The organism is Cellulosimicrobium sp. PMB13, assembly GCF_051294865.1.
Lineage (GTDB): Bacteria > Actinomycetota > Actinomycetes > Actinomycetales > Cellulomonadaceae > Cellulosimicrobium.
In genome coordinates this window covers 1,495,899-1,519,163 of record NZ_CP145910.1, presented here as the reverse complement: position 1 = coordinate 1,519,163, position 23,265 = coordinate 1,495,899, and the positions used below count along the sequence as shown (strand labels likewise).

The following is a 23,265-nucleotide window of genomic DNA, read 5'->3' as shown; positions in this document are numbered from 1 at the left end:
TCTCACCGATCGAATCTAGGTCTAGGTCCGAGGAGCTCACATCGACCGAGTCCTCCGGTCCGGCGTCCGTGGCCAGCACCTGAGATGGAGCGCACGCAGAGGTCCCGGTCCCGCATGACACGGTGGCAGCAGCGGTGAGCAGCACGAGCGCTACGGGAACCACCGATCGATGCCCTCGGCCCTGGTCGCGTCGCGGACCCGTGAGTAATCCAATCGCATGCATGTCACTAACTTTACTAGAGGAACTTGTAACGATCGCGAAAGGTCACTCGTGATCTACCCACCGTACTAGCGTGGGCAGCGAGCTGGTGCGTTGATGGGTTGAGAGCGCCGTCGGTTCTGCGGTGTCCGACAACTTTGTGGGGAGTCGACAACCCGTTCGGCCGTCGTTCACTCGTGCCGCAGGTCGACGGCCTGGACGGTGGTGCGAGTGAGAGGCAGGGTCGCCAGGGAGATGACGAGCGCGCCCGCGAGCACGGCGGCGAGCATCGATGCGAGGACGCGCGGGTCGACGGCCGCGCCGGCGCCAGCGATGTGGGCGTACGCGCTGATGCCGAGCATCCCCAGGCTCGCACCGATCGCGATGGCGATGAGCAACGGGACGGCGTTGGCGACGCCTTGCGCGGTGCGCAGGAGCCTTGCGGGAACGCCGACGGCGACGAGACGTGCCCGGGCGCGTCGGGTCGCTCGGGCGCGGTCGATCGTCGTCAGGGCGTAGGTCATCAGGGCCACGGTGACGGCGGCGGCGAGGATGCCCCAGACCGTTGTGCGGGTGGAGACGACCTGTCGGTAGTCCCACATCTCCGGAAAGGACGACCAGGCGTCGTACCGATCGGCGACGGCGTCGAGAGCTGTCCTGGTCGCCGCGCCGTCGGCGGGGTCGACCTCGACCTCGAGCGACGTCACTGGCAGTCCCCAGGTCTCCGCCACAGCGGCCGGGATGAAGACCTGGGCCTCGGGCGGCCACACGACTCGCTGCACGCTGGCCGCGACGTCGTGGGAGATCTCGCCGGGCAGTGCGACGGTGAACGTCTCCTGTGAGTCGCCGATCCGAAGTTCCAGCTCGCCGACCAGGGTGCCGGTCATCATCGGGTAGCCTTCGTCGCTCGTCCGTTGGATCCACGCTGCCTCGTCCTCACGACACCCCGTGGCTTCCATGGCACGTGCGAGCTGAGCGCACGTGCCGATGAACACCTGGGGACAGTTCATCGAGTCCCCTTCCATGCAGGAGGCGGCCCACACCGGGTAGAGGGGACGGACGTCGAGCACGCCGGGGGTCGCGGCGAGCTCGTGCGTCAGCGCCGGGTCGACGTGGCCCTCCGGGTCGTTCGGTCCGACCGCGATGTGCTGCGGTCCTTCCTCGACGACCCGGACCGCGTACTGGAGGTGGGGCGAGGACTGGAAGACCCCGAGGTATCCGGCGGCGGCGAACACGACGAAGACCGTGACGCCGAGAGCAGTGACCCGACGTCCAGTCTGCGCAGGCTGGGCCTGGATCTCTCGTCCGGCCATCAGGGTGGGCACGGTTCCCACGCGTGTGAGCAGCATCGACGTCCACGACGACACCAGCGGTGTCACGAGAGCCACGGCGAGGCCCGACGCGGTCAGCCCGACGAGCAGCGCGATCGCAGTTCGGTCCGTCACGTGCTCGGGCGGTGTCTGGAACATCGCGAGGAAGCAGACGATCGCCACGGGTACGGGCATCAGGCGCCACAGGCTCGGACGCTGGCGCGGCGACTCAGCAACCGCCGCCCGTGGCGAACCGAGACGGACCAGCGGAGTGAGCGCGAGAACCACGGACACACCAACGACCGCGACAGCGACGACGGCAAGCCAACCCTCGCCGCCGATCGGTTCTCGAAGAACGGGCGCAAGGCGGTCGGTGAGGACCGGACGGATCACGAAGAAGCCCGCGATACCGAGGAGCGCACCGCCCGCTGCAGGCAGGAGATTCTCGATCGCGGCGACCACGGCCAGGCGCGCTCGCCCGACACCTAGCAGGAACAAGGATCCGATCCGGCGGTCACGCACGGAGGACGAGAGCCGTCCGACGGCAAGGAGCAACGCGGCGACCGGCACGACGACCAGGGCGAGCAGTGTCGTGAGCACGCCGCGCTGCGGGTCGACCTCGTCGGGCGCGACGACCGGGTACAGGGCATCCGGCAGGGCCCACGCCAGGCCGAGGAGCGTCACGGCCACCGCCGTTCCCACCACGAGAGACACCGCCCGCAGGGCGCCGCCGGCACGCACGAGTCGCGCCCCGAGCAGCACGAGCGCGTTCATCCGAGCGCTGCCGGGGTGCGCAGCGCGCCGTCGCGCATCTGCACGTCGCGCTCAGCCCACGCCGCGACACTCATCTCGTGCGTTACCAGCAGCACCGCCGCGCCCGTCTCCTTCGATGCCCCGACCAACGCCTCGAGCACCTGCTCCCCGGCGACCGTGTCGAGCGCACCCGTCGGCTCATCGGCCAGCACGACGGCTGGCTCATGGACCAACGCGCGAGCCACCGCGGCGCGCTGGGCCTGACCGCCGGACACCTCGTGCAGGCGTCGATCCTCCAGCTCGGCGATCCCGAGCAGGCCGAGCAGATCGGTCGCGCGTCGACGGGCCTTAGCCCGCGACGTGCCCAGGAGCCGCAACGGCAGCTCGACGTTCTCAACCACGGTCAGCTCGGGGACCATGTCGCCGAACTGGAACACGAAGCCCAGGTCGCGCAGCCGCACCCGGGCGCGCGCGTGCTCCCCCAACGTGTCGACGCGCGTCCCGCGCAACCAGACCTCACCGGAGCTCGGGCGCAGAAGGCCCGCCAGGACGTGGAGCAACGTGGACTTGCCGGAGCCGGACGGCCCCATCAGGGCCACGACCTCCCCCGCCGCGATGTCGAGGTTGACGCCCTTGAGCACCGTCTCGACGCCGTAGGAGTGCTCCAGGCGTCGCCCGGAGAGCACGACCTCACTCATCGCGCGCTCCGATCGTCGACGTGACGTCCGCGCGCAGGTCCGTCAACCGGGCCCCGGCGAGCTCGATCCACCGCATGTCGGCCTCGAGGTGCGCGATCTCGAAGTCGGCCGCGAGACGGTCGATCGCGTCGCCGGATCTGCTCGTCGCCGTGAGCTGCCGCATCCGCGACAGGTACACCACACGCTGAGCGTCCAGGATCGCCTCGACCGGGCGACCGCTGGCCAGCGCCAGGATCACCCGCGTGAAGAGCTCCGCGGGCCGGCCACCCGGCAGGAACGGCTCCTGCAACCACCGGTCCAGCTCGCCCACCCCGGCCTCGGTGATCGCGTACACCTTGCGGTCCGCGCCCTCACCGGGCTCGATCCCGACACCGTCGGCCAGCCCGTCGCGCTCCAGTCGCGCGAGCGTCGAGTACACCTGCCCGTACCGCAGCTCGCTCGCCTGCCCCAGCAGGCCGTCGTACCGGCGCTTGAGCGCAAAGCCGTGCGCAGGCGCACCATCCAGCAGGGCCAGCAGAGCCATCGGGACCGTCATGTCCGCAGTGAACCACGTGTGCACACTCGGTGTATACCCCGAGTGTGCACACGTCGATGTCGCACAAACGCGGGCTTGTCAGGCGTCGCACAACCTTCTTCTGCGAGGCCCTGACAAACGGTCGGCTGTGCGGTGTCCGACAACGGCGCTCAGATTGCCGCGATGCGGTCCGGATGAAGCCATCGGGTGGTCAGCGGCGCAGGACGGACGACGTCGGATGCCCCCGCGGGCGCACCATCCTCCGCGACCCGGGATGGTCGATCGCACTCCGGCAACTCGATCGCCTCCATGCGGTGCACCGCCTCCGCTTGCCGCGCGTGAGTGCCTTGTGAACCGCTCACCTGGGGCGCCTGCGTCACGGGTGAGCGGTTCGAGTCGTCAGTGCTGGACGTCGTAGACGAGCTTGACGACGCCGTTCGTGTACGTTGCCGAGTCGCGCAGCGACAGCGTGCGACGGTCGGCGCCGCGTGTGCCGAAGATCGTCTTGCCCCCGGGAAGGAGGTAGGGGAACGACAGCAGGTTGTAGCGGTCGACGAGGCCGGCCTCGCCCAGCCGCAGGGCGAGCTCCGCGCTGCCGTGGATGAAGATCGCACCCCCGTCGGTCTGCTTGAGATCGGCGACGTCCTGGGTGCTGCGCAGGATGGTCGTCGGTCCCCAGCCGTCGACGACGGCGTCCTCCTCGAGCGTCGTGGACACCACGTACTTGGGAAGCTCCTGGTAGGCCGCGTGGTCGGACGACGTCGGCCAGAAGCCCGAGAACGCCTCGTAGCTGCGTCGGCCGAACAGCAGGGCCGTCGTCTCCTCGAGCTCTTCGCCCTTCAGGGCGTACGCCTCCGGGACGAAGTCGGTGTCGAACACCCACCCGCCTCCGGGATGGCCCTCGGCCGTTCCGCCGGGAGAGTCGACCGAGCCGTCGAGGGTGATGAATCCGGTGTAGACGAGTTCGCGTGCCATGGTTCCGTTCCTGTTCGGGGGTGGTGCATCTCAGCGCCTTCACGACGACGTCGAACGGCGCACCCCTCGGTTCGACATCTTCTCGAGGGAACTTTCGCCGAGCCCGCGCCCGTCGACCGAGACGGCGGTCAGACCCGGACCGTACGCGCCGCCGACGGCTCGGGTCGCCGCTAATTACGCGCGCCCCTCGGAGAACCCCTCCCCGCACGACGTCGTCAACTGTCGGTCTCGTGCTCGGGTCAGAGCGCGTCCACCGCGGTGATCGCAACTGTCGCGGTGCTCTCGTGCGTGGGCATGCCGCTCCACTGATACAGAACCTGAGCTGGTCGGATCTCGCCCGGCCCGACTGCCTCGCCCGTCTCCTCGCAGAAGCACAACGTCCAGGACGCGCCTCGAGCCGGGTGGCATTCTCACAACACGCTCAGGCCGGACGTGCTGCTCCCCGGATGCCGTCAGCGAACGGCGCACCACAACGTCCAGCGGTCGCGCTCGAGCACCGGCCCGGCCGGCAGTCGTCCTCGGAGCTCTGAGACGAGGTACGAGAGCTCGTCGTCGTCCAGCTCGTGCAGGATCGAACGACCGGTCCTGGTGCCGATCTCGGCGAGGTAGGCCTCCCGGTCGTCGTACCTGCGCCGAACTTCCCACAGCCTGCGGACGCTGGGGGCATCGAACCCGGCGGCGCCGAGCGCATCTCGGAGGCTGGCGTCGTCGGGACGACGCGCGGCTTCGACCTGCCGTAGGCGGGGAAAGACGTCGAACAGCCAGCCCCGCGGGTGGCGCTCGTTCCCCGGTTGGTCGACGTCGGCCATCGTCCGGTCCTGGATCAGGTAGCGGCCTCCCTCGCGCAGCAGGCGGTGCGCCTCGCGGACCACCGCGGGCAGGTCCGCGACGTGGTGCACCAGGGCTCGGGCGAACACCACGTCGACGCGGGCAGCGGAAAGGCCCGTCGCTGCCGCATCTCCCAGGTGCAGGTCCAAGCCCGCCGGCGCCTGTGCGCGCGCAGCCTCGAGGATGGAGGCGCTGGAGTCCACGCCGGTCACCGCAGCGGCTCCCAGCCTCAGCCATGCCCGGGCGTAGACGCCGCCACCACAGCCGATGTCGACGACCGTGCGTCCGCGAGGATCGAGCACACCGGTGATCGCCCGGTCCCAGGACGGATCGACGTCACGATCGGAGTACGTGCGGGCGTTCGCCGGATCGTCGAAGTCGATGGGCACGGGTGAACCTCCGTCGGAACGGGCCGCAATTTATCTTGACATCAAGATAAATTGCGCCACTACCCTTGGGCAAGAGTCCAACACGCTCGATCGACACATGGCCGGTCGATCCGCGACGCGCGCGACACGTCGACGAGCTCCGCTCTGCGCCACGAGCTCGCCTGCCGCTGCTTCGCGCTCCCCGGGGGTGCGTGTCCCTCGTCGGTCGACCGTTACCGGTTCGCCGCCGGTTCGTGATCGAGTCGAGGCCACGACCAGCAGCAGGTCGGCGCGTACTCCTGCCAGGCTTGCGCCCCATGGAAGCGCCTCTCGCCGTCCCTCGAGCGCCGTCGCTCGTGGTTGAGCCTCGACGGCGACGGCGCCGCGGAACCACGTGGTGGGGCGTGACCTTGCTGGTCGTGGGTCTCGTCGTCGCGATCGGTCCGGTGACGGGCGGGATCTGCGCATTCGTCCCGTGCACCCCCGCCGTTCCACTGCTGGGGTGGTCACAAGGATCGGACGGACGGGCACGACTGCACGTCGGCTCCGCCGCCGGCTCGCAGACGGTCACGATCGAACTCCACGCCGCCGACGAAGCGGGTTCGCCGTCGAGCATCCCGCTCTGGAGCCTCGAGCGGACTCCGGAAGGTCCACCCGCCTGGGACGGGACGGTGCTGCTCGGCGACCCTCCCCCCGGATTTGCCGAGACTGTACCGCTCACCGTCCCTGTGCCCGTCGGCACGGAGGCCTCGGTGTCGAACGGCTGCTTCGTCGGATCAGGCGCGGTCCCCGACAGTCTTCCCGTCGGAAGCATCAGGACCGAGGCCGGCATCATGTCACCGGCGGAGTTCTCCGGGGAGAGCGGAGCCTTCACGCCCTGCTCTGCCGCGAAGCACCAGCCCCCGAACGTAGGTGGAGCGGCCGTCATGGCCGCAGGAGCTGCCCTCCTCGCCTGGCGCACCTGGTCGGGGCGCCGCCGTCCGCCAAGTGCCCATGGGGTCGTGCGGCAGGCTCGGTGAGCAAAGTTCGTGCCCGCGCTGCGGAGGGCTGCGTCCGACCGCGGCGTCGTCCACGCCGCAGCACCTTCCGACCCGGTCGTCGCGTCCCGCTCCCCTTCGCCAGCAGCAGATTCGGCCCCGTCACCCAGCCGGGATCCGTAGGGTCGCTCGGATGGAGAGCACAGAGGTGTCCCGGTGGAGCTGATCTTCGTCCATGGCGCTCTGGTGCGCGACGGCGAGTGGTGGTGGCGGCGGGCCGCAGACCTGCTCCGGGAGCGTACGGGGATCCGGAGCCGAGCCCTCGCGCTGCCGTCGTGCGGCGAGACCACGCCCGAGCAGGTCGCGGGCGGACTCGTCGCCGACGCGGCGGCGCTCCGCCGGGAGCTCGACGACGTGGACTCCGCGATCGTCGTCGGTCATTCCTACGGAGGCACGGTCATCGCCGAGGCGGGTCACCACCCCGCGGTCGCGCACCTGTTCTACGTGTCGTCCTACCTGCCCGAGGTCGGGCAGTCGCAGGCCGCCATCATGAGCGGTGAGGACGACCCGGTGTCGATCGGCGACAACGGGGACGGCACGCTGAGCGTCTCCGGCTACGACGCCGCCTCGTTCGGAGCACGGTTCCTCCAGGACGCGGACGCCACGACCCAGCGCCAGGGGTGGGAGCGTACGAGCCCGCAGGCTGTCGGCGCGTTCATGACGCCGACGAGTGCTGCCGGCTGGCACGGAGCCGACTCGACGTACCTCGTCTGCGGGCTGGACCGCAGCACGTCGGTCGAGCTGCAGCGCGTACATGCGGGTCGAGCGACACGCTCCGTCGAGCTGCCGACCGGGCACCACCCGTTCCTGTCCCGTCCGGACCTGGTGGTCGATCAGATCGAGGTCGTGCTGCAGCAGGCGCCCCGCGCCGGGCATCCCGGCGGCTCCTGACCCGCGGAAGGAGAGGGGCAGCGCACGACGCCGACGGCGGGTCGCACGTCATCCGGTCGGCGCGTCCGCGGGCGGCGCGGTCAGCGCGCCCAGCCGGCGGCGCAGGAGGCGCCGGTCGCCCTCGCGGTCGACGAGCTCGAGCGCGACGCGCAGCGCGTGCACGGCCTCGTCGGTCCGCCCCGCCCGCGCCTGGAGCTCCGCGCGGACGGCGGGCAGGAGGTGGTAGCCGGCGAGCGCCGGGTCGTCGGCCACCTCCTCGATCGCGGCGAGACCGGCCTCGGCGCCGTGCACCTCGGCGACGGCGACGGCGCGGTTGAGGGCCACGACCGGCGAACCGGTCATGCCCAGGAGCACGTCGTACAGGCCGAGGATCTCGGACCAGTCCACCTCCGCGTCGCTGCCGGCGCGGTCGTGCAGGGCCGCGATCGCCGCCTGCACCTGGTACGGGCCGGGCCGCCCCGCGGCGAGAGCGACGTCGAGCTCGCGCAGGCCCTCGGCGATCTCGTCGTGCCGCCAGCGTGACCGGTCCTGCTCGGCGAGGGTGCGCGCAACGCCGTCGGGCCCGGTCCGCTCGTCCCGCCGGGCGTGCTGGAGCAGCAGCAGCGCGAGCAGGCCCCGGGCCTCCGGCTCGTCGTCGAGCAGGCGCGCGGCCAGCCGCGCGAGGCGCACGGCGTCGTCCGCCAGGGCGCGCCGGTCCCAGGAGCCCGCCGTCTCGTCCGCCGGCTCCGCCCAGGCGTCGTACCCCTCGGTGAAGAGCAGGTAGAGGACGGCGAGCACACCGGTGACGCGCTCCGCGCGCAGCTCCGGTGGCGGGACCCGGAACGTGATGCCCGTCGCGCGGATGCGCCGCTTCGCGCGGACCAGGCGCTGCGCCATCGTCGCCTCGGGGACGAGGAACGCGCGCGCCACCTGCGCCGTCGTCATGCCGACGAGCGACCGCAGCGTCAGCGCCACCCGCGACTCGGCGGGCAGCGCCGGGTGGCAGCAGGTGAACAGCAGGCGGAGCAGGTCACCGTCAGGGTCGTCGATCGCCCACGGGTCGTCGTCCAGGGAGAGCGCCACCTCGTCCGGGACCGGGTCCGCGGTGGGCCCGACGCCGCGCGGCCCGGCCTCGACCCGTTCCCCGAGCCGCGCGGCCGCCGCGGTCCGGTCCGTGTCGACGCGCCGGCGTCGGAGCACGTCGATGGCGTGCCGCCGGGCGGTGGTCGTCAGCCACGCGCCGGGCCGCTCGGGGACGCCGTCGCGCCCCCACGTCCGGAGCGCCGTCGCGAACGCCTCCTGGGCGGACTCCTCGGCGAGGTCGAGGTCGCCCGTGCTGCGCGCGACGGCCCCGAGGACGCGCCCCCACTCGGTGCGGAACGCGTCCTCGACGGCCGAACCGGGACTCATCGCCGGGGACCGCGGCTCAGGCGTCGTCGAGGTTCAGCGGCCAGACCGGCCGCAGCTCGATCGCCCCGCCGCGCGCCATCGGGTGCTCGGACGCGATGGCGATCGCCGTGTCCAGGTCGGGCGCCTCGAGCACGTCGAACCCGCCGATGGCCTCCTTCGTCTCCGAGAACGGACCGTCGGTGACCAGGACCTTGCCGTCGCGGACCCGCACGCCCACCGCGTCCGCGGGCGGCCGCAGCCGGTCGCCCAGGACCGCGGCGCCGCTGCCGTAGTGCCGCTCGACCCACTGCTCGATGGTGGGTCCGCTCTCGGCGTCCTCGGACCGCAGCTCGGGGTCGTCCGGCGTGCTCAGGACCAGCATCAGGTAGCGCATCAGGACTCCTCCGCCCAGGTCGTGGCGGGCCGGCGGAGCACCATCGGCCCGAAGAACGCCACGTCGGCGGCCTCGATGCCGTCGCCGACGCTGCGACGCCCGTCACCGTACAGCGTGGAGCCGTCCCGACCCGGACGGTCGGCCCGCAGGATCGTGTCCAGGAAACTCATCGTGCCTCCTTCTCGTGCACGGCCCGTGCGGCCGTACACCAGGACGACGAAGCCCGGACGCCGGGATCGACACCTCGCGCCGAGGAGTTTTCCGAGCCGGTCCCTCGCGGCGACGGACCGAGCCCCGGTCGACCCGACCGGGGCTCGGTCTCACGCGTCGGGGAGCCGTCAGGGCTGCGGGATGCCCTCGTTCTCGAAGGGGACCGCCTCGCCGGTGAAGTCCTCGACCGGGCCGTCGGCGGAGTCGGTCGAGTAGACCGGGCCGACGTAGTCCTGGACGCCGCTCGTCACGACCGTGATCCCGACGCCGTCGTACGCCGAGTGGTCGTCGCCCGAGAACGCGAGCGGCATGATGCCCGCCCCGACCACGTCGCCGGACTCGAGCGCCTCGACGAGGCTCTCGCGCGTCGGGTCGTCGCCGGCACGGGCCAGCGCCTCCGCGAACGTGTACGCGACGGACATCCCGTAGACGGTGTTGCCGTCGAAGGGCGCGCCGTCGTTGTACTGGTCGTTGACGTCGCGGAAGTGCGCGACCCACGGGTCGTCGGGGCTGAACGAGAGGTAGTTCGTCGAGACGAAGCCCTCGAGCAGCAGCGGCGCGACGTCCTCCCCGAGGAACCCCGCGAGCGTCGGGTAGTCGCCGCCGGACGACGACGACAGCCACCGTGCCTGGTAGCCGAGCTGTGCCGCGGTGCCGAGCGCGAGCGCCGTGAACCCGTTGACGGTCGCGAGGAAGTTGGTGTCGCACCCCGCGGCCTGCATCGCGCCGATCTGCGCGGTGACGTCCTGGTTCGACACGGAGTAGGTCTGCACGGACGCCAGCCCGTCGGCGCCGAGCACGGCCTCGAGACCCTGCTGGAACTCCTCCCCGAAGTCGTCGTCCTGGCCCAGCACGCAGTACGTGCTGCCGTCGAGCTCCTCCTGCGCGTAGTGGGCGAGAGCCTTGCCCTCGACGACGTAGTCCGCGTTGAACGCGAACGTCCAGGGGTACTCCTCGGGCTGGTCCCAGCTCGTGCTGCCCGACGCGACGAACAGGTCAGGCACCTCGTTCTGGTCGAGGTAGTCGAGGACGGCGGAGTGGGTGGGCGTGCCGAGGCCGTTGAGGATCGCGAAGACCTCGTCCTCCTGGACGAGCTCGCGCACGACCGTCTGCGTGTTCGCGGGGTTGTAGCCGTCGTCCTTGACGACGTACTCGATGGTGCGGCCGTTGATGCCGCCCTGCTCGTTGAGGTAGTCGAAGTAGGCGGTGGCCGCCGCGGAGATCGACGAGTAGCCCGCCGCGGCGGGACCGGTCAGCGGGGTGTGCGTGCCGACGGTGACGGTGGAGTCGGTGACGCCCGTGGCGTCGCCCTCCTCGTCGCCGGACGCGGTGGATCCCGGGACGCTGCAGGCCGTGAGGCCCAGGGCGAGGGCCGGGACGGCGAGGACTGCGGCCGCGCGCAGGCGGCGGGTGGTGAGTGACATCGGCGTCACCTCTCTGTGTCGGCGTGGAGCGGTACATCGGACGGCACGGCGGACGGCGCATCGGACGTCTCGACGGCGGTCGCGGCGGCAGGACCGGCGCCAGCACCCGACGGCGCGGGGTGGCGCGAGGCCGTCGACCGGGACCCGGGGCGGGCCCCGGTCCGGGACGCGGACCGGGATCTCGACCGGGACTGCAGGGCGCCGGTGAGGCCGCCGGGGGCGGCGATCATGACGACGACGAGCAGGACGCCGAACAGCAGGACGGCGAGGTTGCCGTCGAGCCGCTGGGCCAGGTCCCCCGGGACGGGCAGCGCGTCGGCGAGGAGGCCGGCGAGCCACGGCACGAGGACGAGCAGGACGGCGCCGACCACGGCGCCGCGCAGGCTGCCGAGGCCGCCCAGGACGACCGCGACGAGGAGCAGGAGCGACAGCGACAGGCCGTAGCCCCCCGGCGCGACGGACTGCGTGACGAAGCACAGGACCGCCCCGCCGAGCCCGGCGCCGACGGCGCTCGCGGTGAACGTCGCGACCATGACCCGGCCGGCGGGGATGCCGGCGAGGCGCGCGGCGACGGCGTCGTCCCGCACGGCCCGGATGCGCAGGCCGAGGCGGCCGTCGCGCAGCAGCGCGAGACCCGTCACGACGACGGCGGCCACGACGACCGCGACCCACGCCTGCCACTGCTCGATCGCGAGGAGTCCCTGCAACGGTTCCGGGACGCCGTCGAACGCGACCTGGACGCCCTGGTCACCGCCCAGCACCGTGCTCCACGTCGTCGCGAGGGCGGGCAGGGCGAGGACGAGCGCGAGCGTGAGCCCGGCGAGGTACGGGCCGTGCAGGCGGGCGCCCGCGAGACCGAGCAGCAGCCCGAGCGCCCCGGCGACGACTGCGCCCGCGAGCAGCGACGGCACCACCCGGGCCACGCCCTCGACCCCCGCCTCGGTCAGCGCGTTCGCGGTGAGCGCGTACCCGTAGCCGCCCGCCGCCATGAGGGCGGCGTGCCCGAGGGACACCTGCCCGGCGAGCCCGACGACGAGGGTGAGCCCCGCCGTCGCGCACAGGTACACGGCGACGAGCGCGACCTGGTAGCTGCGGAACGGGTCGAGGAAGAGGACGGCGACGAGGACCGCCGGGGTGGCGACCGCGGCGAGCACCAGCGTGCGGCGAGCACCGGTGAGGCGGCTCATGCGCGCCTCGCCTCCCCCACCGCGAGCAGGCCCTGGGGCCGCACGAGCAGCACGACGACGAGGAGCACGAGGACGGCGAGGGGCGCCACGCTCGCGCCGAGGTACCCGGTGACGAGACTGATGAGCACGCCCACCCCGATCCCGCCGACGAGCGCGCCCACCGGCGAGTCGAGCCCGCCGACCACCGCGACGGTGAAGCCGAGGACGAAGAGCATGTCGGTCGCGTGCGGCGTCAGGCCCAGCTCCGTGGGCACGAGCAGGATCGCCGCGAGCGCGGCCACGGCCGACGACAGCGCCCACCCGAGCGTGAGCAGCCGCGACACCCTGATGCCGAGCATGCGCGACACCTCGGGCGCGAACGCCGCCGCCCGCATCTGCAGGCCGAGCCGCGTGCGGGTGAACAGCAGGCCGAGCCCGGCCATGACGACGAGCGCGACCACGAGGACGAACAGGTCGTACGGCGACAGCAGCGGGACGCCACCGACGCTGATCGGCCGCTCGTCGAACGGCGCCTCGACGGGCAGGGTCCGGCCGCCCACGAGGATCCCGAGCGCGGACTGGAGGATCATCACGAGCCCGATCGCGACGATCACCCCGGCGAGCGGCGAGCTGCCCGCGACGCGGCGCATGAGGCCGCGCTCGACCGCCCAGCCGAGCGCGGCGCCCGCGACGAGCGCGGCGACGAGCCCGACGACGAAGCTCCCCGTCGTGCGGGTCACCACGTACGCGACGTAGGTCGCGGTCACGGCCATGGCGCCCTGCGCGAAGTTCACGACGCGGGCGGCGCGCCAGACGAGCACGAGCGAGAGCGCGAAGAGCGCGAGCACGGCGCCGCGGGCGAGGCCGGTGCCAAGGAGGAACACGAGTCGGTCCATCAGAACCCCAGGTAGGCGTGGCGGAGGGTGGTGTCGTGCAGGAGCTCGGTCGCCGGGCGGCTCGCGACGACCTCGCCGAGCCCCAGCACGACGCCGTGGTCGGCGACGGACAGGGCGCTCGCGACGTTCTGCTCGGCGAGCAGCACGGTGAGTCCCGTCGTGTCGCACAGGCGCCGCAGGACGGCCATGATCTGGGCGACGACGCGGGGCGCGAGGCCCAGCGACGGCTCGTCGAGCAGCAGGACGCGCGGGGCGGCGACGAGCGCGCGGGCGAGCGCGAGCATCTGGCGCTCGCCGCCGGAGAGCTGGTGCCCCGCGCTCGTGCGGCGGCGCGCGAGCGGCTCGAAGAGCTCGTAGGCGTCGGCGATCGCCGCGCGCCGGTCCGCCGGGGTGCGCCACAGGGCCCCCAGCCGCAGGTTCTCCTCGACCGTCAGCTCGACGACGACGCCGCGCCCCTCGGGCACGTGCGCCAGACCCCGGCGCGAGCGGTCCTCGACGGAGAGGTCCGCGAGGTCGGCGCCGTCGAGGCGGACGGTGCCGGCCGTCGGCGGGACGAGACCCGAGGCGGTGCGCAGGAGGGTCGTCTTGCCGGCGCCGTTCGCCCCGACGAGCGCGACGATCCGGGCGGTCGGGACCTCGAGGTGGACGTCGCGCAGCACGGGGGCACCGCCGTAGCCGACGGTGAGGCCGTCGATCTCCAGCGCGGCGGTCACCGGTCGACCTCCGTGCCGAGATAGGCCTCCTCGACGGCGGGGTCGTCACGCACCTCGGCGGGCGTCCCGCACGCGATGACGCGGCCGAAGTCGAGCACGACGACGCGGTCGCACACCTCCATGACGAAGTCGACGTGGTGCTCGACGAGCAGCACCGCGCACCCGCTGCGCGCCACGCGGCGCACGAGCCCGGCGAGCTCGTCGATGTCCGCGGCGCCGAGACCACCGGCGGGCTCGTCGAGCAGCAGGAGGCCCGGCCGCGACACGAGGGCCCGCGCGAGCGCGACCTTCTTCTGGTCGGGGTACGGCAGGGCCGAGGGGCGGGCGGCGGCGAGGTGCCCGATCCCGAGCCCGTCGAGCTCGGCCAACGCGCGGTCGGCGCCACCCCGCCGGTCGGGGCAGGCCGCCACGACGTTCTCCAGGACCGTCAGACCGGCGAACAGGCCGAGACCCTGGAGCGTCCGGGCCACGCCGTGGCGGACAAGGTGGTCCGGACGCGGTGCCCGGCCTTCCCGCCCGCCGGCGACGGCGACCGTGCCCTCGGTCGGCGCGACCAGCCCGCACACGGCGTTGAACAGCGTCGTCTTGCCGGCCCCGTTCGGGCCGATGAGCCCGACGACCTCGCCGTCGTCGACGTGCAGGGAGACGTCGGTGAGCGCGGTGAGCCCGCCGAAGCGCACGGTCAGACCGTGCACGGCGAGCCGCGGGACCAGCGTCGCGGGGGGAGCAGCGGTGGTGGACATCGGCACCTCTTCGTGTCGGTTCCTCTGAACGGTACAACAGAGACCGACCGGCCGGTATGTCGATTCGGCAACGATTCTCGGTGGTCTCGGACCCCTCCGGCACGCCCACGGCGCACCGGACGGTCAGGAGTGCGGGATGCCCGCGATCATGCCGCCGTCGACGACGAGCTCGGTGCCCGTGGTGTACGACGACTCGTCGCTCGCGAGGAAGACGACGGCGCCCGCGACATCCTCCGGGAGCGCCGGGCGGCCGAGCGGGATGTGCGGTGACTCGGGGTCGAGCCGCTCGGTCATCGCCGTGAGCACGAATCCCGGATGGACGGAGTTGACGCGGATGTTCTCCGGCCCGAGCTCGACGGCGAGCGACTTGGTGAGCCCGCGCACGCCGAACTTCGACGCGACGTAGCCGTGCAGACCCGGGCTGCCGCGCATGCCCTCGACCGAGGACACGTTGACGATCGACCCGCCGCCGGCGGCGCGGAGCGCGGGCAGGACCGCCCGGACGCCCAGGTACGTGCCCGTGAGATTCACGGCGATGACGGCGTCCCACTTCTCCCGCCCGTACCGCTCGATCCGACCGGCATTGGCGATGCCCGCGTTGTTGACGAGCACGTTCAGCGCGCCGAACGCTGCGACGCTCGCGTCGACCGCCGCGGTCCAGCTCTCCTCGTCGGTGACGTCGAGCCGAACCCCGAGAGCGCGGGAGCCGAGCTCGTCCGCGAGCGCCCGCGCCTCCTCCTCGAGGAGGTCGGCGACGACGACGCACGCCCCCTCCGCGTGCAGCGCGCGCACGTACGCCGCGCCGAGCCCACGGGCTCCTCCGCTGACGAGCGCGACCTTGCCGTCGAGCCGGGCCATGACTGCTCCTTCGATCGGTGACGGGCGAGCGGTGCTGCGGGAGGCGGCCGGCGTCAGCGGACGCGCACGACGAGCCGCCCCGTCGTCGCGCCGTCCGCGAGACGCTGGACGGCGTCGGCGGCGTCCTCGAACGGCACGACGTCGCCGACGACGGGCCGCACGGACCCGTCCGCGACGAGCCGCGAGAGCTCGTCGTGGACCTGCGCGACGAGGTCGGGCCGCTCGCGCGCGTACAGGCCCCAGTGCAGGCCGAGGACGCCGTAGTTCTTCACGAGCGCGTGCTCGGGGCGCACTCTCTGGATGCGTCCGCCGGCGAACCCGACGACCACGATCCGGCCCTCGAACGCGACGCACCGCACGGAGGCGTCGAAGGCGTCGCCGCCCACGGGGTCGACGACGACGTCCGCCCCGCGCCCGTCGGTGGCCTCCTTGACGGCGGCGACGAGGTCGTCGCGCGTGCGGTCGAGCACGACGTGGGCGCCGGCGTCGCGCGCGACCTGCGCCTTCGCCTCGCCGCCCACCACCCCGACCACGCGGGCGCCCGCGGCGACCGCGAGCTGCACGGTCGCGGTCCCGACGCCCCCGGCCGCCGCGTGCACGAGCACCGTCTCGCCCGGCTGCACGGCGGCACGGCGGTGCAGCGCGAACCAGGAGGTCTGGTAGGCGATCATCAGGGCGGCGGCCTCGGCGTCGTCCAGCACCTCGGGCGCCGCGAACACCTCCGTCTCCGCGAGCACCGCGACCTGCGCCAGCACGCCGATCCGCGAGCCGACGACGCGCTCCCCCACCCGCACGCGGGTGACTCCGGCACCCACCGCGACGACGTCCCCGCACAGCTCGATGCCGGGCGTGAACGGGACCTCGGGCCGCACCTGGTACTCGCCGCGCGCGAGCAGCACGTCCGGGAAGTTCACCGCCACGGCGCGCACGCGGACCGCGACCTCCCCCGGCCCGGGCTCGGGCTCCGGCACCTCGACGACCCGCAGCGCGTCGCGCGGCTCCCCGAGGCTCGTGACCTGCCACGCCTGCACGCTCATCCGCCGACCCCTGTCGTCGTCGTGGTCCCGGGCAGGACGCTCCGGCCCGCGCTCTCCGCGGAGAGCGCGACGAGGAACATGTCGGTGAGCTGCTCCGCGACCTGCACCTTGGACTCCGGCCCCGTCGGCGAGTACCAGTGGGACAGGTAGTGCACGTCCGAGAAGAAGTGCGCGACCAGCACGCCGACCGGGACGTCGGTCCGATACAGGCCCTCGCGCTGCCCGCGCTCGATGAGCCCCGAGAAGGTGTCGTGATAGGCCCGACGGCGCTGGGTCACCTCCTGCTGGCGCGGCGCGGACAGCATGTGCGCGCTGCGGAAGAACACCGTGCCCTCGGCCAGGAAGTCGATCGACGTCTCGATGACGTCGACGCACACGGCGCGCAGCGTCTGCGCCGTCGGCTCGCCGCGCCCGATGATCTCCTCGAGGTGCGACGTCTGGAGCGACAGGATCCGCTCGTAGATCGCGAAGAGGAGGTCGTCCTTGGACTCGAAGTAGTGGTACATCGCGCCCTTGGTCACGCCGGCGGCCTCCACGACCTGGCGGACCGAGGTGTTGGCGAAGCCCTGCGTGGCGAACAGCTCCAGCGCTGCCCGCATGATGTCGTCGACGACGGGTGTCTGCCTCATGCGCCCATCCTCACCCGATCGGGCGGACGCTGCTGCCGCCGTCGATCGTCAGGGTCTGGCCGGTGATCCACGCGGCGTCGTCGGACAGGAGGAACGCGACCGGCCCGGCGACGTCCGCCGGCTCGCCCAGGCGACCGAGCGGGTACCGCGCGACGACCTCCTCCTCGCGCCCCTCGTAGAGGGCGCGCGCGAGCCGCGTCCGCACGATCGCCGGAGCGACCGCGTTGACCCGCACCCCCGGCGCGAGCTCGATCGCGAGCTGCTGCACGAGGTTGACGAGCGCCGCCTTGGAGACGCCGTAGAACGCGATGCCGGGGCTCGCGGCGAGGCCCGACACCGAGGACGTGCACACGACCGACCCACCCGCGCCCAGTCCGGCCGCGACGGCGTCGCGCGTCCACTCGAGCGCGGCCACGACGTTGACCTCGAGGATCTTGCGGATCGCGTCGGGCTCGATCTCGAGCGCCGGACCGTACACGGGGTTGACGCCCGCGTTGTTGACGAGGTGGTCGATGCGGCCGAAGCGGTCGACCGTCGCGGCGAGCGCCTCCGCGCGGTGCGCCGGGTCGTCGGCCTTGCCCACGACCGTCAGGACGTTGTCCTCGCCCAGCTGCTCGACGAGCTCCGCGAGCGCCTCGGGCTTGCGCGCCGTCGCGACGACGCGAGCGCCCTCGGCGACGAGCCGCTCGACGATCGCCCGCCCGATGCCGCGGCTCGCCCCGGTCACGACCGCGACCCTGCCCTCGAACCTGCGCACGGGCTCCGCCCTCCCGGCCCTCACGGCCACCTCGCCGACGAACGGCCAGACCGACCGTTCGGTATGTCGCGAGACACTAGCACCCTCGGACGCCCGGGTCGACCGGCTCACCCGCGACGGATCACTCCGTCGACGACGACGGCCACAGGAAGGGTTCCGCCACCGCGAGCGCGACGGCGACGCCGCCCATCACGATCCCGACGCGCGTGTGCGGCCACCGGAGGCCGCGCGCCCGGAGGCCCTCACCGCGTCGGTACACCCACTTCTCCCCTGCCACGACGAGGGCCACGCTCGCGGCCACGCCGCCGACCGCGCCCAGCGCGAGCACCGCGGACGGCACGGGGAAGGGCGGGCGGGTGTCGTCGGGCCGGTACGCGTTGTCCTCGCGCTCCGCGGCACCCGGCCGCGCGGCGTCGTCGTCCGCAGCGGCCGACGTCTTGCCGAGACCCGACGCCGCGTCGCGGAGAGACCGCACCGCCTGCCGCGCCTCGCGACCGTCGGCCGTGGACGTCACGGTGAGGACCGCGCCCGCGGTGCCGACCGCGGTCTTGAGCAGGGCGCGCGCCCAGCGGGGCCGCACCACGTCGGGGACGGCGTACCAGGCGAGGGTCGTGGACCCCGCGATCGCCACGGTCGTCGGGTCGACGGCTCGTCGTGTGGTCGGTTCGTCGTGCGTCATCGGTCCCCGTCTCGTCGGCGTGCTCACGTCTGGGCAACGGCTCGCGCCGACGCCGGGTTCCTCGTGGCCAGGTCACTCGCCGAACCCTGGGTTACGCCGCGATCCGACCCCGGAAGGACGCGCAACCCGGGGTTCGGCAGCAGCACCTCAGGGCACGACGGCGCGCAGCCGCTCCCGCAGGTACCGCACCGCGGGCGCGTCGGTCATCGTCGCGCGCCAGGCGACGCTCACCGGGCGCGTCGGGACGGGCTCACGCACGGGGACCGCGACGACGCCGGACGGCAGCGGTCCCCGACCGAGCCGCGGGACGAGCGCCACCGCGAGCCCGTGCGCGACGAGCTCGACCTGCGACGCGAACTCCAGGCACCGGTAGTCGATCCGCGGCACGCGCGGCTCGCGCGCGAACATGTGGCAGAACCACTCGTAGCAGATGGTCCCGTCCGGGGTGCAGACCCACGTCTCGTCGAGGAGGTCGGCGGGCGTGAGGGCCTCGCGGCCAGCGAGCGGGCTCGTGCGGTGCACGAGGACGTCCGCCTCGTCGCGGAACAGCTCCTCGCTGCGCAGGCTGGGCGGGAGCGAGATCCCGACGCCCTCCCAGTGGTGCACGAGGGCGAGGTCGAGCGTCCCGGCGGCGACCGCGGCGACCGCCTCCCACGGCTCGGCCTCCTGCACGACGAGCCGCAGGTCGGGCTCGTCCGCGCGCACCGCCGCGGCGAGCGGCGCGACGACGCCGCGCACCGCCGTCGAGAAGGTCCCGAGCCGCACGGTCCCGGTGGGCCGCGCCCCGGCGTCGTGCAGGCGGGAGCGCAGCGCCTCGACCTGCTCGCGCAGGACGCGCCCCTCGTCGACGACACGCCGGCCCGCGGACGTGAGCACGACCCCGCGGCCCTCGCGGTCGAGCAGCCGGACGCCGAGCTCGCGCTCGAGCCGCTTGACCTGCTGCGACACCGCCGACGGCGTGTAGCCGAGATCCCGGGCCGCGGCGTGCACGGTCCCCGTGCGCTCGACGGCGACGAGGGCGTCCACGGCGGCGAGATCGATCATGCCCTCACGCTACCGTGCAGCACTGCTACCGGGAATGCGTCAGATCTGTGCGCTGGACGTGCACGGAGGGACCGGTCAGGCTGGCCCCATGCCCCTGCGCCCGTCCCTCCTCGCGGTCCTCGTCGCCGTCATCTGGGGAGCGAACTTCGTCGTCATCGACCTCGGTCTCGGCGACCTGCCGCCCACGCTGTTCGTCGCCATGCGCTTCGTGGCGGTGCTCGTGCCGGCGATCTTCCTCGTCCCCCGACCCTCCGCCCGCTGGCGCGACGTCCTGCTCGTCGGGCTCTTCATGAGCCTCGGCCAGTTCGGCCTGCTCTACACCGCCCTCGCGCTGGGCATGCCGCCGGGGCTGGCGTCCCTCGTCCTCCAGGCGCAGGTCGGGCTCACGGTCCTGTTCGCCGCGCTCGCGCTGCGCGAGGTCCCGACCCGCTGGCAGCTCGTCGGCGTCGTGGTCGGCGCGGCCGGCCTCGTCGTCGTCGGGCTGGGCCGCAGCGCGTCGACGCCGGCGCTCGCGTTCGTCGTCACGCTCGCCGCCGCAGCGTCCTGGGCGATCGGCAACGTCGTCCAGCGCCGGTCTGGCAGCCGTTCCCACCTGCGCACGGGCGAGCCGACGGCAGAGGCGGTGGGGGCGACGTCGGATGCGAAGGGCGTAGAAGCCGCGCTCGCGAAGGGACAGCCGAGGAACGAGGGCGACGGCGCGGCCCGCCCGAGCACCGACGTCTCCCCCACCGCCGGACCCGACCCCACCGCCCGACCCGACCACCGGACCTCCTCGAGCCTCGACGGCCTGTCCATGACGGTGTGGTCGGCGCTCGTCGTACCGGTCCCCCTGCTCGGGCTGGCGCTGTGGACCGACGGGCCGGACGCCGTCGGGCACGCGCTGACCCACCTGACGCTCGCCCCGGTGCTGTCCACCGCGTACACCGCGTGGCTCGCGAGCCTCGTCGGGTACGGGATCTGGAACGGGCTGCTCGCGCGCTACCCGGCGTCCGCGGTCGTGCCGTTCACGATGCTCGTCCCCGTCGTCGGGATGCTCGCGGCCTGGCTCGTCCTCGACGAGGTGCCGAACGCCGCGGAGGCGACGGGCGGCGTCGTGCTGCTGCTCGGTGTCGCCGTCACGACCGGCGTGCTGCGCCGCCGTCGGCCCGCCGCGCTCGCCGCGCCCGTCGAGAGCACCCCGGTCCCCGAGCCCACCCCGGCCGCCGAACCCCGGGTTGCGCACCGATCCGGGGCCTGATCGCCGCACGACCCGGGGTTCGGCACCTCGCGTCGACGCTCGCAGCGACACTCCCGGCGGCGCGACACGCACCGTTCGCGCTGACAACCGGCTCTCCGCGCGGTCTGATGGAGGTCCGGGATGTCGGAGACGCGAGGGAGCCTCTCATGAGCCAGACCGCAGGGCAGACGGAGGCGAGCCAGGAGCAGCCGGAGCTGCGGCGCGTCATGGGGCCCAAGCTGTTGCTGCTGTTCATCGTCGGCGACATCCTCGGCACGGGTGTCTACGCCCTGACGGGCCAGGTCGCGGGCGAGGTCGGCGGGGCGGCGTGGCTGCCGTTCCTCCTCGCGTTCGCCGTCGCGACGATCACCGCGTTCTCCTACCTCGAGCTCGTCACGAAGTACCCGAGCGCCGCCGGCGCCGCGCTCTACACGCACAAGGCGTTCGGCATCCACCTGCTCACGTTCGTCGTGGCGTTCATGGTCATGAGCTCGGGCATCACCTCGGCGTCGACGGCGTCCAACGCGTTCGCCGGGTTCGTCTCGGACGGCTTCGGGCTGGGGCTGGAGACGGGTGGTGCGGGTCGCCTGTGGATAGCGCTCGGCTTCATGGCGCTCGTCGCGCTCGTGAACTTCCGCGGGGTCGCGGAGAGCGTGCGGACGAACGTCGTGCTGTCGCTCGTCGAGCTGTCCGGCCTGCTCCTCGTGATCTTCGTCGGGCTGTGGGCGACGACGCAGGGCCGCGCGGACTTCTCACGCGTCGTCGTGTTCGAGAGCGCCGACGACAAGAGCGTCTTCCTCGCCGTGACCGCCGCGACGACGCTCGCGTTCTTCGCGATGGTCGGGTTCGAGGACTCGGTGAACATGGCCGAGGAGTGCAAGAACCCCGTGCGCGACTTCCCCCGCATGATGCTCACGGGCCTGTCGATCACGGGCGTCATCTACGTCCTCGTCGCGATCACCGCGGTCGCGCTCGTCCCCGTCGGCGACCTCGTGGACGAGGCCAAGGGGTCGGCACTCACCCAGGTCGTCGCGGCCGGCGCGCCGAACCTGCCGTTCGACACGATCTTCCCGTTCATCGGCATGTTCGCCGTCGCGAACTCGGCGCTCATCAACATGCTCATGGCCTCGCGGCTGCTCTACGGGATGGCGAACCAGGGGGTGCTGCCGCGCGCGTTCGGGCAGGTCCACCCCTTCCGCCGCACGCCGTGGGTGTCGATCCTCGTGACGACGGCCATCGCGTTCGCGCTGATCACCTACGTCGTGCGCCAGTCCGCGACGGAGGGCGGGGCGAACGCGATCGCACTGCTCGGCGGAACGACGTCGCTGCTGCTCCTCGTGGTCTTCACGATCGTCAACGTCGCGCTGCTCGTGCTGCGGCGCAAGCCCGTCGACCACGAGCACTTCCGCACGCGCACACCCCTCGCGATCCTCGGTGCCCTGACGTGCGGCTACCTCGCCGGCCCGTGGGCGCGCAGCGCCGAACAGCAGGAGCAGTACGTCATCGCCGGCGCCCTCGTGGCGCTCGGGGTCGTGCTCTCGTTCGTCACCTGGCTCTACAACCGCGCTGTGCGGCACCGCCAGATCCAGTTCTCCGACGTCTCCCGGCTGGAGGACGACGTCGAGGAGAAGTGAGTCGGCACGCCCGGGACCGCCTATCGTTCGCGACATGGTTCGACGAACGGACGATGCGGCCTCCGGCGCTCCTCGCGCGCAGCACGTCGGTCCCACCGACGTCCTCGCGTTCCTCTGCGAGCTCGCGCTGGTCGTCCTGCTCGTCGTCGCCGGGTGGCGCCTCGGGACCTCGACCGGTCTCGCGGCACCGCTCCCCGTGCTGCTCGGCGTACTCCTCGCGCTCGCCCTCCCCGCGGCGGCGATCGCCGTGTGGGGCCGCTGGCTCGCGCCGCGCGCCGCGCGTCGGCTGTCCCAGCCGTGGAGGCTCGACGCCCAGATCGCGGTCTTCGTCGCGTCCGGTCTCGTCGTCGCCGCGGCAGGGCTCGTCTGGTGGGGCGTGGGCCTCGCCCTCGTCGGCACGACGGCGTTCGCCCTCACCCGGGACCACTGAGCCCGCGCGGGGCAGGATGGTGCCCATGAGGATCCGCGTCGCCGCCTATGCCGTGGTCGTCCGCGACGACGGGCGGCTCCTCCTGCCGCACTGGACCGAGGGGGGTCGCGACGGCTGGACCCTGCCCGGCGGGGGGATCGACCCCGGTGAGCACCCCGAGGACGCGGCCGTGCGAGAGGTGCGCGAGGAGACGGGGTACGACGTCGAGCTCGACGGCCTGCTGGGCGTCGACAGCATCGTCGTGGGTGCCTCCGAGCGGCTGCGGCCCGAGGACCGGGACCACGCGATGCAGGGCATCCGGATCGTGTACCGCGCGCACGTCGTCGGCGGCGAGCTCGCCGTCGAGCAGGACGGGAGCACCGACGACGCCCGCTGGTTCACCGCCGACGAGGTCGACGCGCTCGACCGGGTCGGGCTCGTCGACCTCGCCCGGCGGTGGGCCGGGCTCGTCCCCACAGCACCCGTTCCGCGGCCGTCATGACACCGGGCGCCGC

At 73.0% G+C, this 23,265-nt stretch carries 24 protein-coding genes; 5 read left to right on the top strand and 19 right to left on the bottom strand.

All coding sequences use genetic code 11. The features are described from left to right. Positions 1-390: 390 nt before the first annotated feature. The 5 genes from V5D56_RS07065 to V5D56_RS07045 form a co-directional block, all read right to left on the bottom strand. Positions 391-2,283, bottom strand: coding sequence for a hypothetical protein (locus tag V5D56_RS07065; RefSeq protein WP_435738340.1), 1,893 nt, complete (start codon positions 2,281-2,283; stop codon positions 391-393). Then, on the bottom strand, positions 2,280-2,960 hold the full coding sequence (locus V5D56_RS07060; protein ID WP_435738339.1) for an ABC transporter ATP-binding protein: 681 nt from the start codon (positions 2,958-2,960) through the stop codon (positions 2,280-2,282). Before V5D56_RS07060 ends, V5D56_RS07065 begins: the two co-directional genes overlap by 4 nt. Then, a complete protein-coding gene (locus V5D56_RS07055; protein WP_435738338.1) occupies positions 2,953-3,495 on the bottom strand; it encodes a PadR family transcriptional regulator in 543 nt (180 codons plus the stop codon). Before V5D56_RS07055 ends, V5D56_RS07060 begins: the two co-directional genes overlap by 8 nt. 378 nt (positions 3,496-3,873) lie before the next feature. After that, the gene (locus V5D56_RS07050) at positions 3,874-4,449 is read right to left on the bottom strand and encodes a dihydrofolate reductase family protein (protein ID WP_435738337.1); all 576 of its coding nucleotides are present in this window, start codon (positions 4,447-4,449) and stop codon (positions 3,874-3,876) included. Positions 4,450-4,901: 452 nt separating this feature from the next. Further along, positions 4,902-5,666, bottom strand: coding sequence for a class I SAM-dependent methyltransferase (locus V5D56_RS07045; protein ID WP_435738336.1), 765 nt, complete (start codon positions 5,664-5,666; stop codon positions 4,902-4,904). 1,172 nt (positions 5,667-6,838) lie between these two features. Here V5D56_RS07045 and V5D56_RS07040 point away from each other — a divergent pair. Further along, positions 6,839-7,573 (top strand): alpha/beta hydrolase, encoded by a 735-nt coding sequence (locus V5D56_RS07040; RefSeq protein WP_435738335.1) that lies wholly within the window; start codon positions 6,839-6,841, stop codon positions 7,571-7,573. Positions 7,574-7,621: 48 nt separating this feature from the next. Here the strand turns inward: V5D56_RS07040 and V5D56_RS07035 are convergent, their stop codons facing one another. The 14 genes from V5D56_RS07035 to V5D56_RS06970 all read right to left on the bottom strand — a co-directional run bounded on the left by V5D56_RS07035 (position 7,622) and on the right by V5D56_RS06970 (position 19,491). Then, positions 7,622-8,962: an RNA polymerase sigma factor gene (locus V5D56_RS07035; RefSeq protein WP_435738334.1), complete on the bottom strand. Its 1,341-nt coding sequence runs from the start codon at positions 8,960-8,962 to the stop codon at positions 7,622-7,624. A 16-nt stretch (positions 8,963-8,978) separates the two neighbouring features. Beyond that, positions 8,979-9,335 (bottom strand): YciI family protein, encoded by a 357-nt coding sequence (locus tag V5D56_RS07030; protein WP_435738333.1) that lies wholly within the window; start codon positions 9,333-9,335, stop codon positions 8,979-8,981. Further along, entirely contained in the window at positions 9,335-9,505 is a 171-nt protein-coding gene (locus tag V5D56_RS07025; protein WP_435738332.1) for a hypothetical protein, read from the bottom strand. The genes V5D56_RS07030 and V5D56_RS07025 overlap by 1 nt, the downstream gene beginning before the upstream one ends. 168 nt (positions 9,506-9,673) lie before the next feature. Beyond that, positions 9,674-10,969: an ABC transporter substrate-binding protein gene (locus V5D56_RS07020; protein WP_435738331.1), complete on the bottom strand. Its 1,296-nt coding sequence runs from the start codon at positions 10,967-10,969 to the stop codon at positions 9,674-9,676. Between the two features lie 5 nt (positions 10,970-10,974). Continuing rightward, positions 10,975-12,156 carry an ABC transporter permease subunit gene (locus V5D56_RS07015; protein ID WP_435738330.1) on the bottom strand — a complete coding sequence of 394 codons (1,182 nt, stop codon included), beginning with the start codon at positions 12,154-12,156 and terminating at the stop codon, positions 10,975-10,977. Continuing rightward, the gene (locus V5D56_RS07010; protein WP_435738329.1) at positions 12,153-13,019 is read right to left on the bottom strand and encodes a branched-chain amino acid ABC transporter permease; all 867 of its coding nucleotides are present in this window, start codon (positions 13,017-13,019) and stop codon (positions 12,153-12,155) included. The genes V5D56_RS07015 and V5D56_RS07010 overlap by 4 nt, the downstream gene beginning before the upstream one ends. Before the next feature lie 11 nt (positions 13,020-13,030). Next, on the bottom strand, positions 13,031-13,744 hold the full coding sequence (locus V5D56_RS07005; RefSeq protein WP_435738328.1) for an ABC transporter ATP-binding protein: 714 nt from the start codon (positions 13,742-13,744) through the stop codon (positions 13,031-13,033). Continuing rightward, complete coding sequence (locus V5D56_RS07000) at positions 13,741-14,487, bottom strand: ABC transporter ATP-binding protein (protein ID WP_435738327.1); 747 nt, start codon at positions 14,485-14,487, stop codon at positions 13,741-13,743. Before V5D56_RS07000 ends, V5D56_RS07005 begins: the two co-directional genes overlap by 4 nt. Before the next feature lie 123 nt (positions 14,488-14,610). Next, complete coding sequence (locus V5D56_RS06995) at positions 14,611-15,345, bottom strand: SDR family NAD(P)-dependent oxidoreductase (RefSeq protein ID WP_435738326.1); 735 nt, start codon at positions 15,343-15,345, stop codon at positions 14,611-14,613. A 53-nt stretch (positions 15,346-15,398) separates the two neighbouring features. Continuing rightward, positions 15,399-16,382, bottom strand: a complete 984-nt coding sequence (locus tag V5D56_RS06990) for an NADPH:quinone oxidoreductase family protein (protein ID WP_435738325.1) — start codon at positions 16,380-16,382, stop codon at positions 15,399-15,401. Next, complete coding sequence (locus tag V5D56_RS06985; protein WP_435738324.1) at positions 16,379-17,011, bottom strand: TetR/AcrR family transcriptional regulator; 633 nt, start codon at positions 17,009-17,011, stop codon at positions 16,379-16,381. Before V5D56_RS06985 ends, V5D56_RS06990 begins: the two co-directional genes overlap by 4 nt. Before the next feature lie 10 nt (positions 17,012-17,021). Beyond that, positions 17,022-17,738, bottom strand: coding sequence for an SDR family oxidoreductase (locus V5D56_RS06980; protein ID WP_435738323.1), 717 nt, complete (start codon positions 17,736-17,738; stop codon positions 17,022-17,024). Positions 17,739-17,889: 151 nt separating this feature from the next. After that, positions 17,890-18,447, bottom strand: a complete 558-nt coding sequence (locus V5D56_RS06975; protein WP_435738322.1) for a hypothetical protein — start codon at positions 18,445-18,447, stop codon at positions 17,890-17,892. A 147-nt stretch (positions 18,448-18,594) separates the two neighbouring features. After that, entirely contained in the window at positions 18,595-19,491 is an 897-nt protein-coding gene (locus V5D56_RS06970; RefSeq protein ID WP_435738321.1) for a LysR family transcriptional regulator, read from the bottom strand. A gap of 88 nt (positions 19,492-19,579) precedes the next feature. On the opposite strand from V5D56_RS06970, the gene V5D56_RS06965 reads away from it, so the two are divergent. The 4 genes from V5D56_RS06965 to V5D56_RS06950 all read left to right on the top strand — a co-directional run bounded on the left by V5D56_RS06965 (position 19,580) and on the right by V5D56_RS06950 (position 23,252). Beyond that, on the top strand, positions 19,580-20,728 hold the full coding sequence (locus tag V5D56_RS06965) for an EamA family transporter (protein ID WP_435738320.1): 1,149 nt from the start codon (positions 19,580-19,582) through the stop codon (positions 20,726-20,728). A gap of 146 nt (positions 20,729-20,874) precedes the next feature. Next, complete coding sequence (locus V5D56_RS06960) at positions 20,875-22,341, top strand: APC family permease (protein ID WP_435738319.1); 1,467 nt, start codon at positions 20,875-20,877, stop codon at positions 22,339-22,341. Positions 22,342-22,375: 34 nt separating this feature from the next. After that, positions 22,376-22,771 carry a YrdB family protein gene (locus V5D56_RS06955; protein WP_435738318.1) on the top strand — a complete coding sequence of 132 codons (396 nt, stop codon included), beginning with the start codon at positions 22,376-22,378 and terminating at the stop codon, positions 22,769-22,771. 25 nt (positions 22,772-22,796) lie between these two features. Then, positions 22,797-23,252 carry an NUDIX hydrolase gene (locus V5D56_RS06950; protein ID WP_435738317.1) on the top strand — a complete coding sequence of 152 codons (456 nt, stop codon included), beginning with the start codon at positions 22,797-22,799 and terminating at the stop codon, positions 23,250-23,252. The last annotated feature ends 13 nt before the right edge of the window (positions 23,253-23,265 follow it).

What these genes read in the sequence shown, in the direction of transcription:
- V5D56_RS07020 (WP_435738331.1), bottom strand. Translation starts at nt 10,969, where the DNA reads ATGTCACTCACCACCCGCCGCCTGCGCGCGGCCGCAGTCCTCGCCGTC.
- V5D56_RS06955 (WP_435738318.1), top strand. Translation starts at nt 22,376, where the DNA reads ATGGTTCGACGAACGGACGATGCGGCCTCCGGCGCTCCTCGCGCGCAG.
- V5D56_RS06950 (WP_435738317.1), top strand. Translation starts at nt 22,797, where the DNA reads ATGAGGATCCGCGTCGCCGCCTATGCCGTGGTCGTCCGCGACGACGGG.
- V5D56_RS07030 (WP_435738333.1), bottom strand. Translation starts at nt 9,335, where the DNA reads ATGCGCTACCTGATGCTGGTCCTGAGCACGCCGGACGACCCCGAGCTG.
- V5D56_RS07015 (WP_435738330.1), bottom strand. Translation starts at nt 12,156, where the DNA reads ATGAGCCGCCTCACCGGTGCTCGCCGCACGCTGGTGCTCGCCGCGGTC.
- V5D56_RS07050 (WP_435738337.1), bottom strand. Translation starts at nt 4,449, where the DNA reads ATGGCACGCGAACTCGTCTACACCGGATTCATCACCCTCGACGGCTCG.
- V5D56_RS07065 (WP_435738340.1), bottom strand. Translation starts at nt 2,283, where the DNA reads ATGAACGCGCTCGTGCTGCTCGGGGCGCGACTCGTGCGTGCCGGCGGC.
- V5D56_RS07000 (WP_435738327.1), bottom strand. Translation starts at nt 14,487, where the DNA reads ATGTCCACCACCGCTGCTCCCCCCGCGACGCTGGTCCCGCGGCTCGCC.
- V5D56_RS06965 (WP_435738320.1), top strand. Translation starts at nt 19,580, where the DNA reads ATGCCCCTGCGCCCGTCCCTCCTCGCGGTCCTCGTCGCCGTCATCTGG.
- V5D56_RS06985 (WP_435738324.1), bottom strand. Translation starts at nt 17,011, where the DNA reads ATGAGGCAGACACCCGTCGTCGACGACATCATGCGGGCAGCGCTGGAG.
- V5D56_RS06970 (WP_435738321.1), bottom strand. Translation starts at nt 19,491, where the DNA reads ATGATCGATCTCGCCGCCGTGGACGCCCTCGTCGCCGTCGAGCGCACG.
- V5D56_RS06990 (WP_435738325.1), bottom strand. Translation starts at nt 16,382, where the DNA reads ATGAGCGTGCAGGCGTGGCAGGTCACGAGCCTCGGGGAGCCGCGCGAC.
- V5D56_RS06975 (WP_435738322.1), bottom strand. Translation starts at nt 18,447, where the DNA reads ATGACGCACGACGAACCGACCACACGACGAGCCGTCGACCCGACGACC.
- V5D56_RS07035 (WP_435738334.1), bottom strand. Translation starts at nt 8,962, where the DNA reads ATGAGTCCCGGTTCGGCCGTCGAGGACGCGTTCCGCACCGAGTGGGGG.
- V5D56_RS06960 (WP_435738319.1), top strand. Translation starts at nt 20,875, where the DNA reads ATGAGCCAGACCGCAGGGCAGACGGAGGCGAGCCAGGAGCAGCCGGAG.
- V5D56_RS07025 (WP_435738332.1), bottom strand. Translation starts at nt 9,505, where the DNA reads ATGAGTTTCCTGGACACGATCCTGCGGGCCGACCGTCCGGGTCGGGAC.
- V5D56_RS07060 (WP_435738339.1), bottom strand. Translation starts at nt 2,960, where the DNA reads ATGAGTGAGGTCGTGCTCTCCGGGCGACGCCTGGAGCACTCCTACGGC.
- V5D56_RS06995 (WP_435738326.1), bottom strand. Translation starts at nt 15,345, where the DNA reads ATGGCCCGGCTCGACGGCAAGGTCGCGCTCGTCAGCGGAGGAGCCCGT.
- V5D56_RS07055 (WP_435738338.1), bottom strand. Translation starts at nt 3,495, where the DNA reads ATGACGGTCCCGATGGCTCTGCTGGCCCTGCTGGATGGTGCGCCTGCG.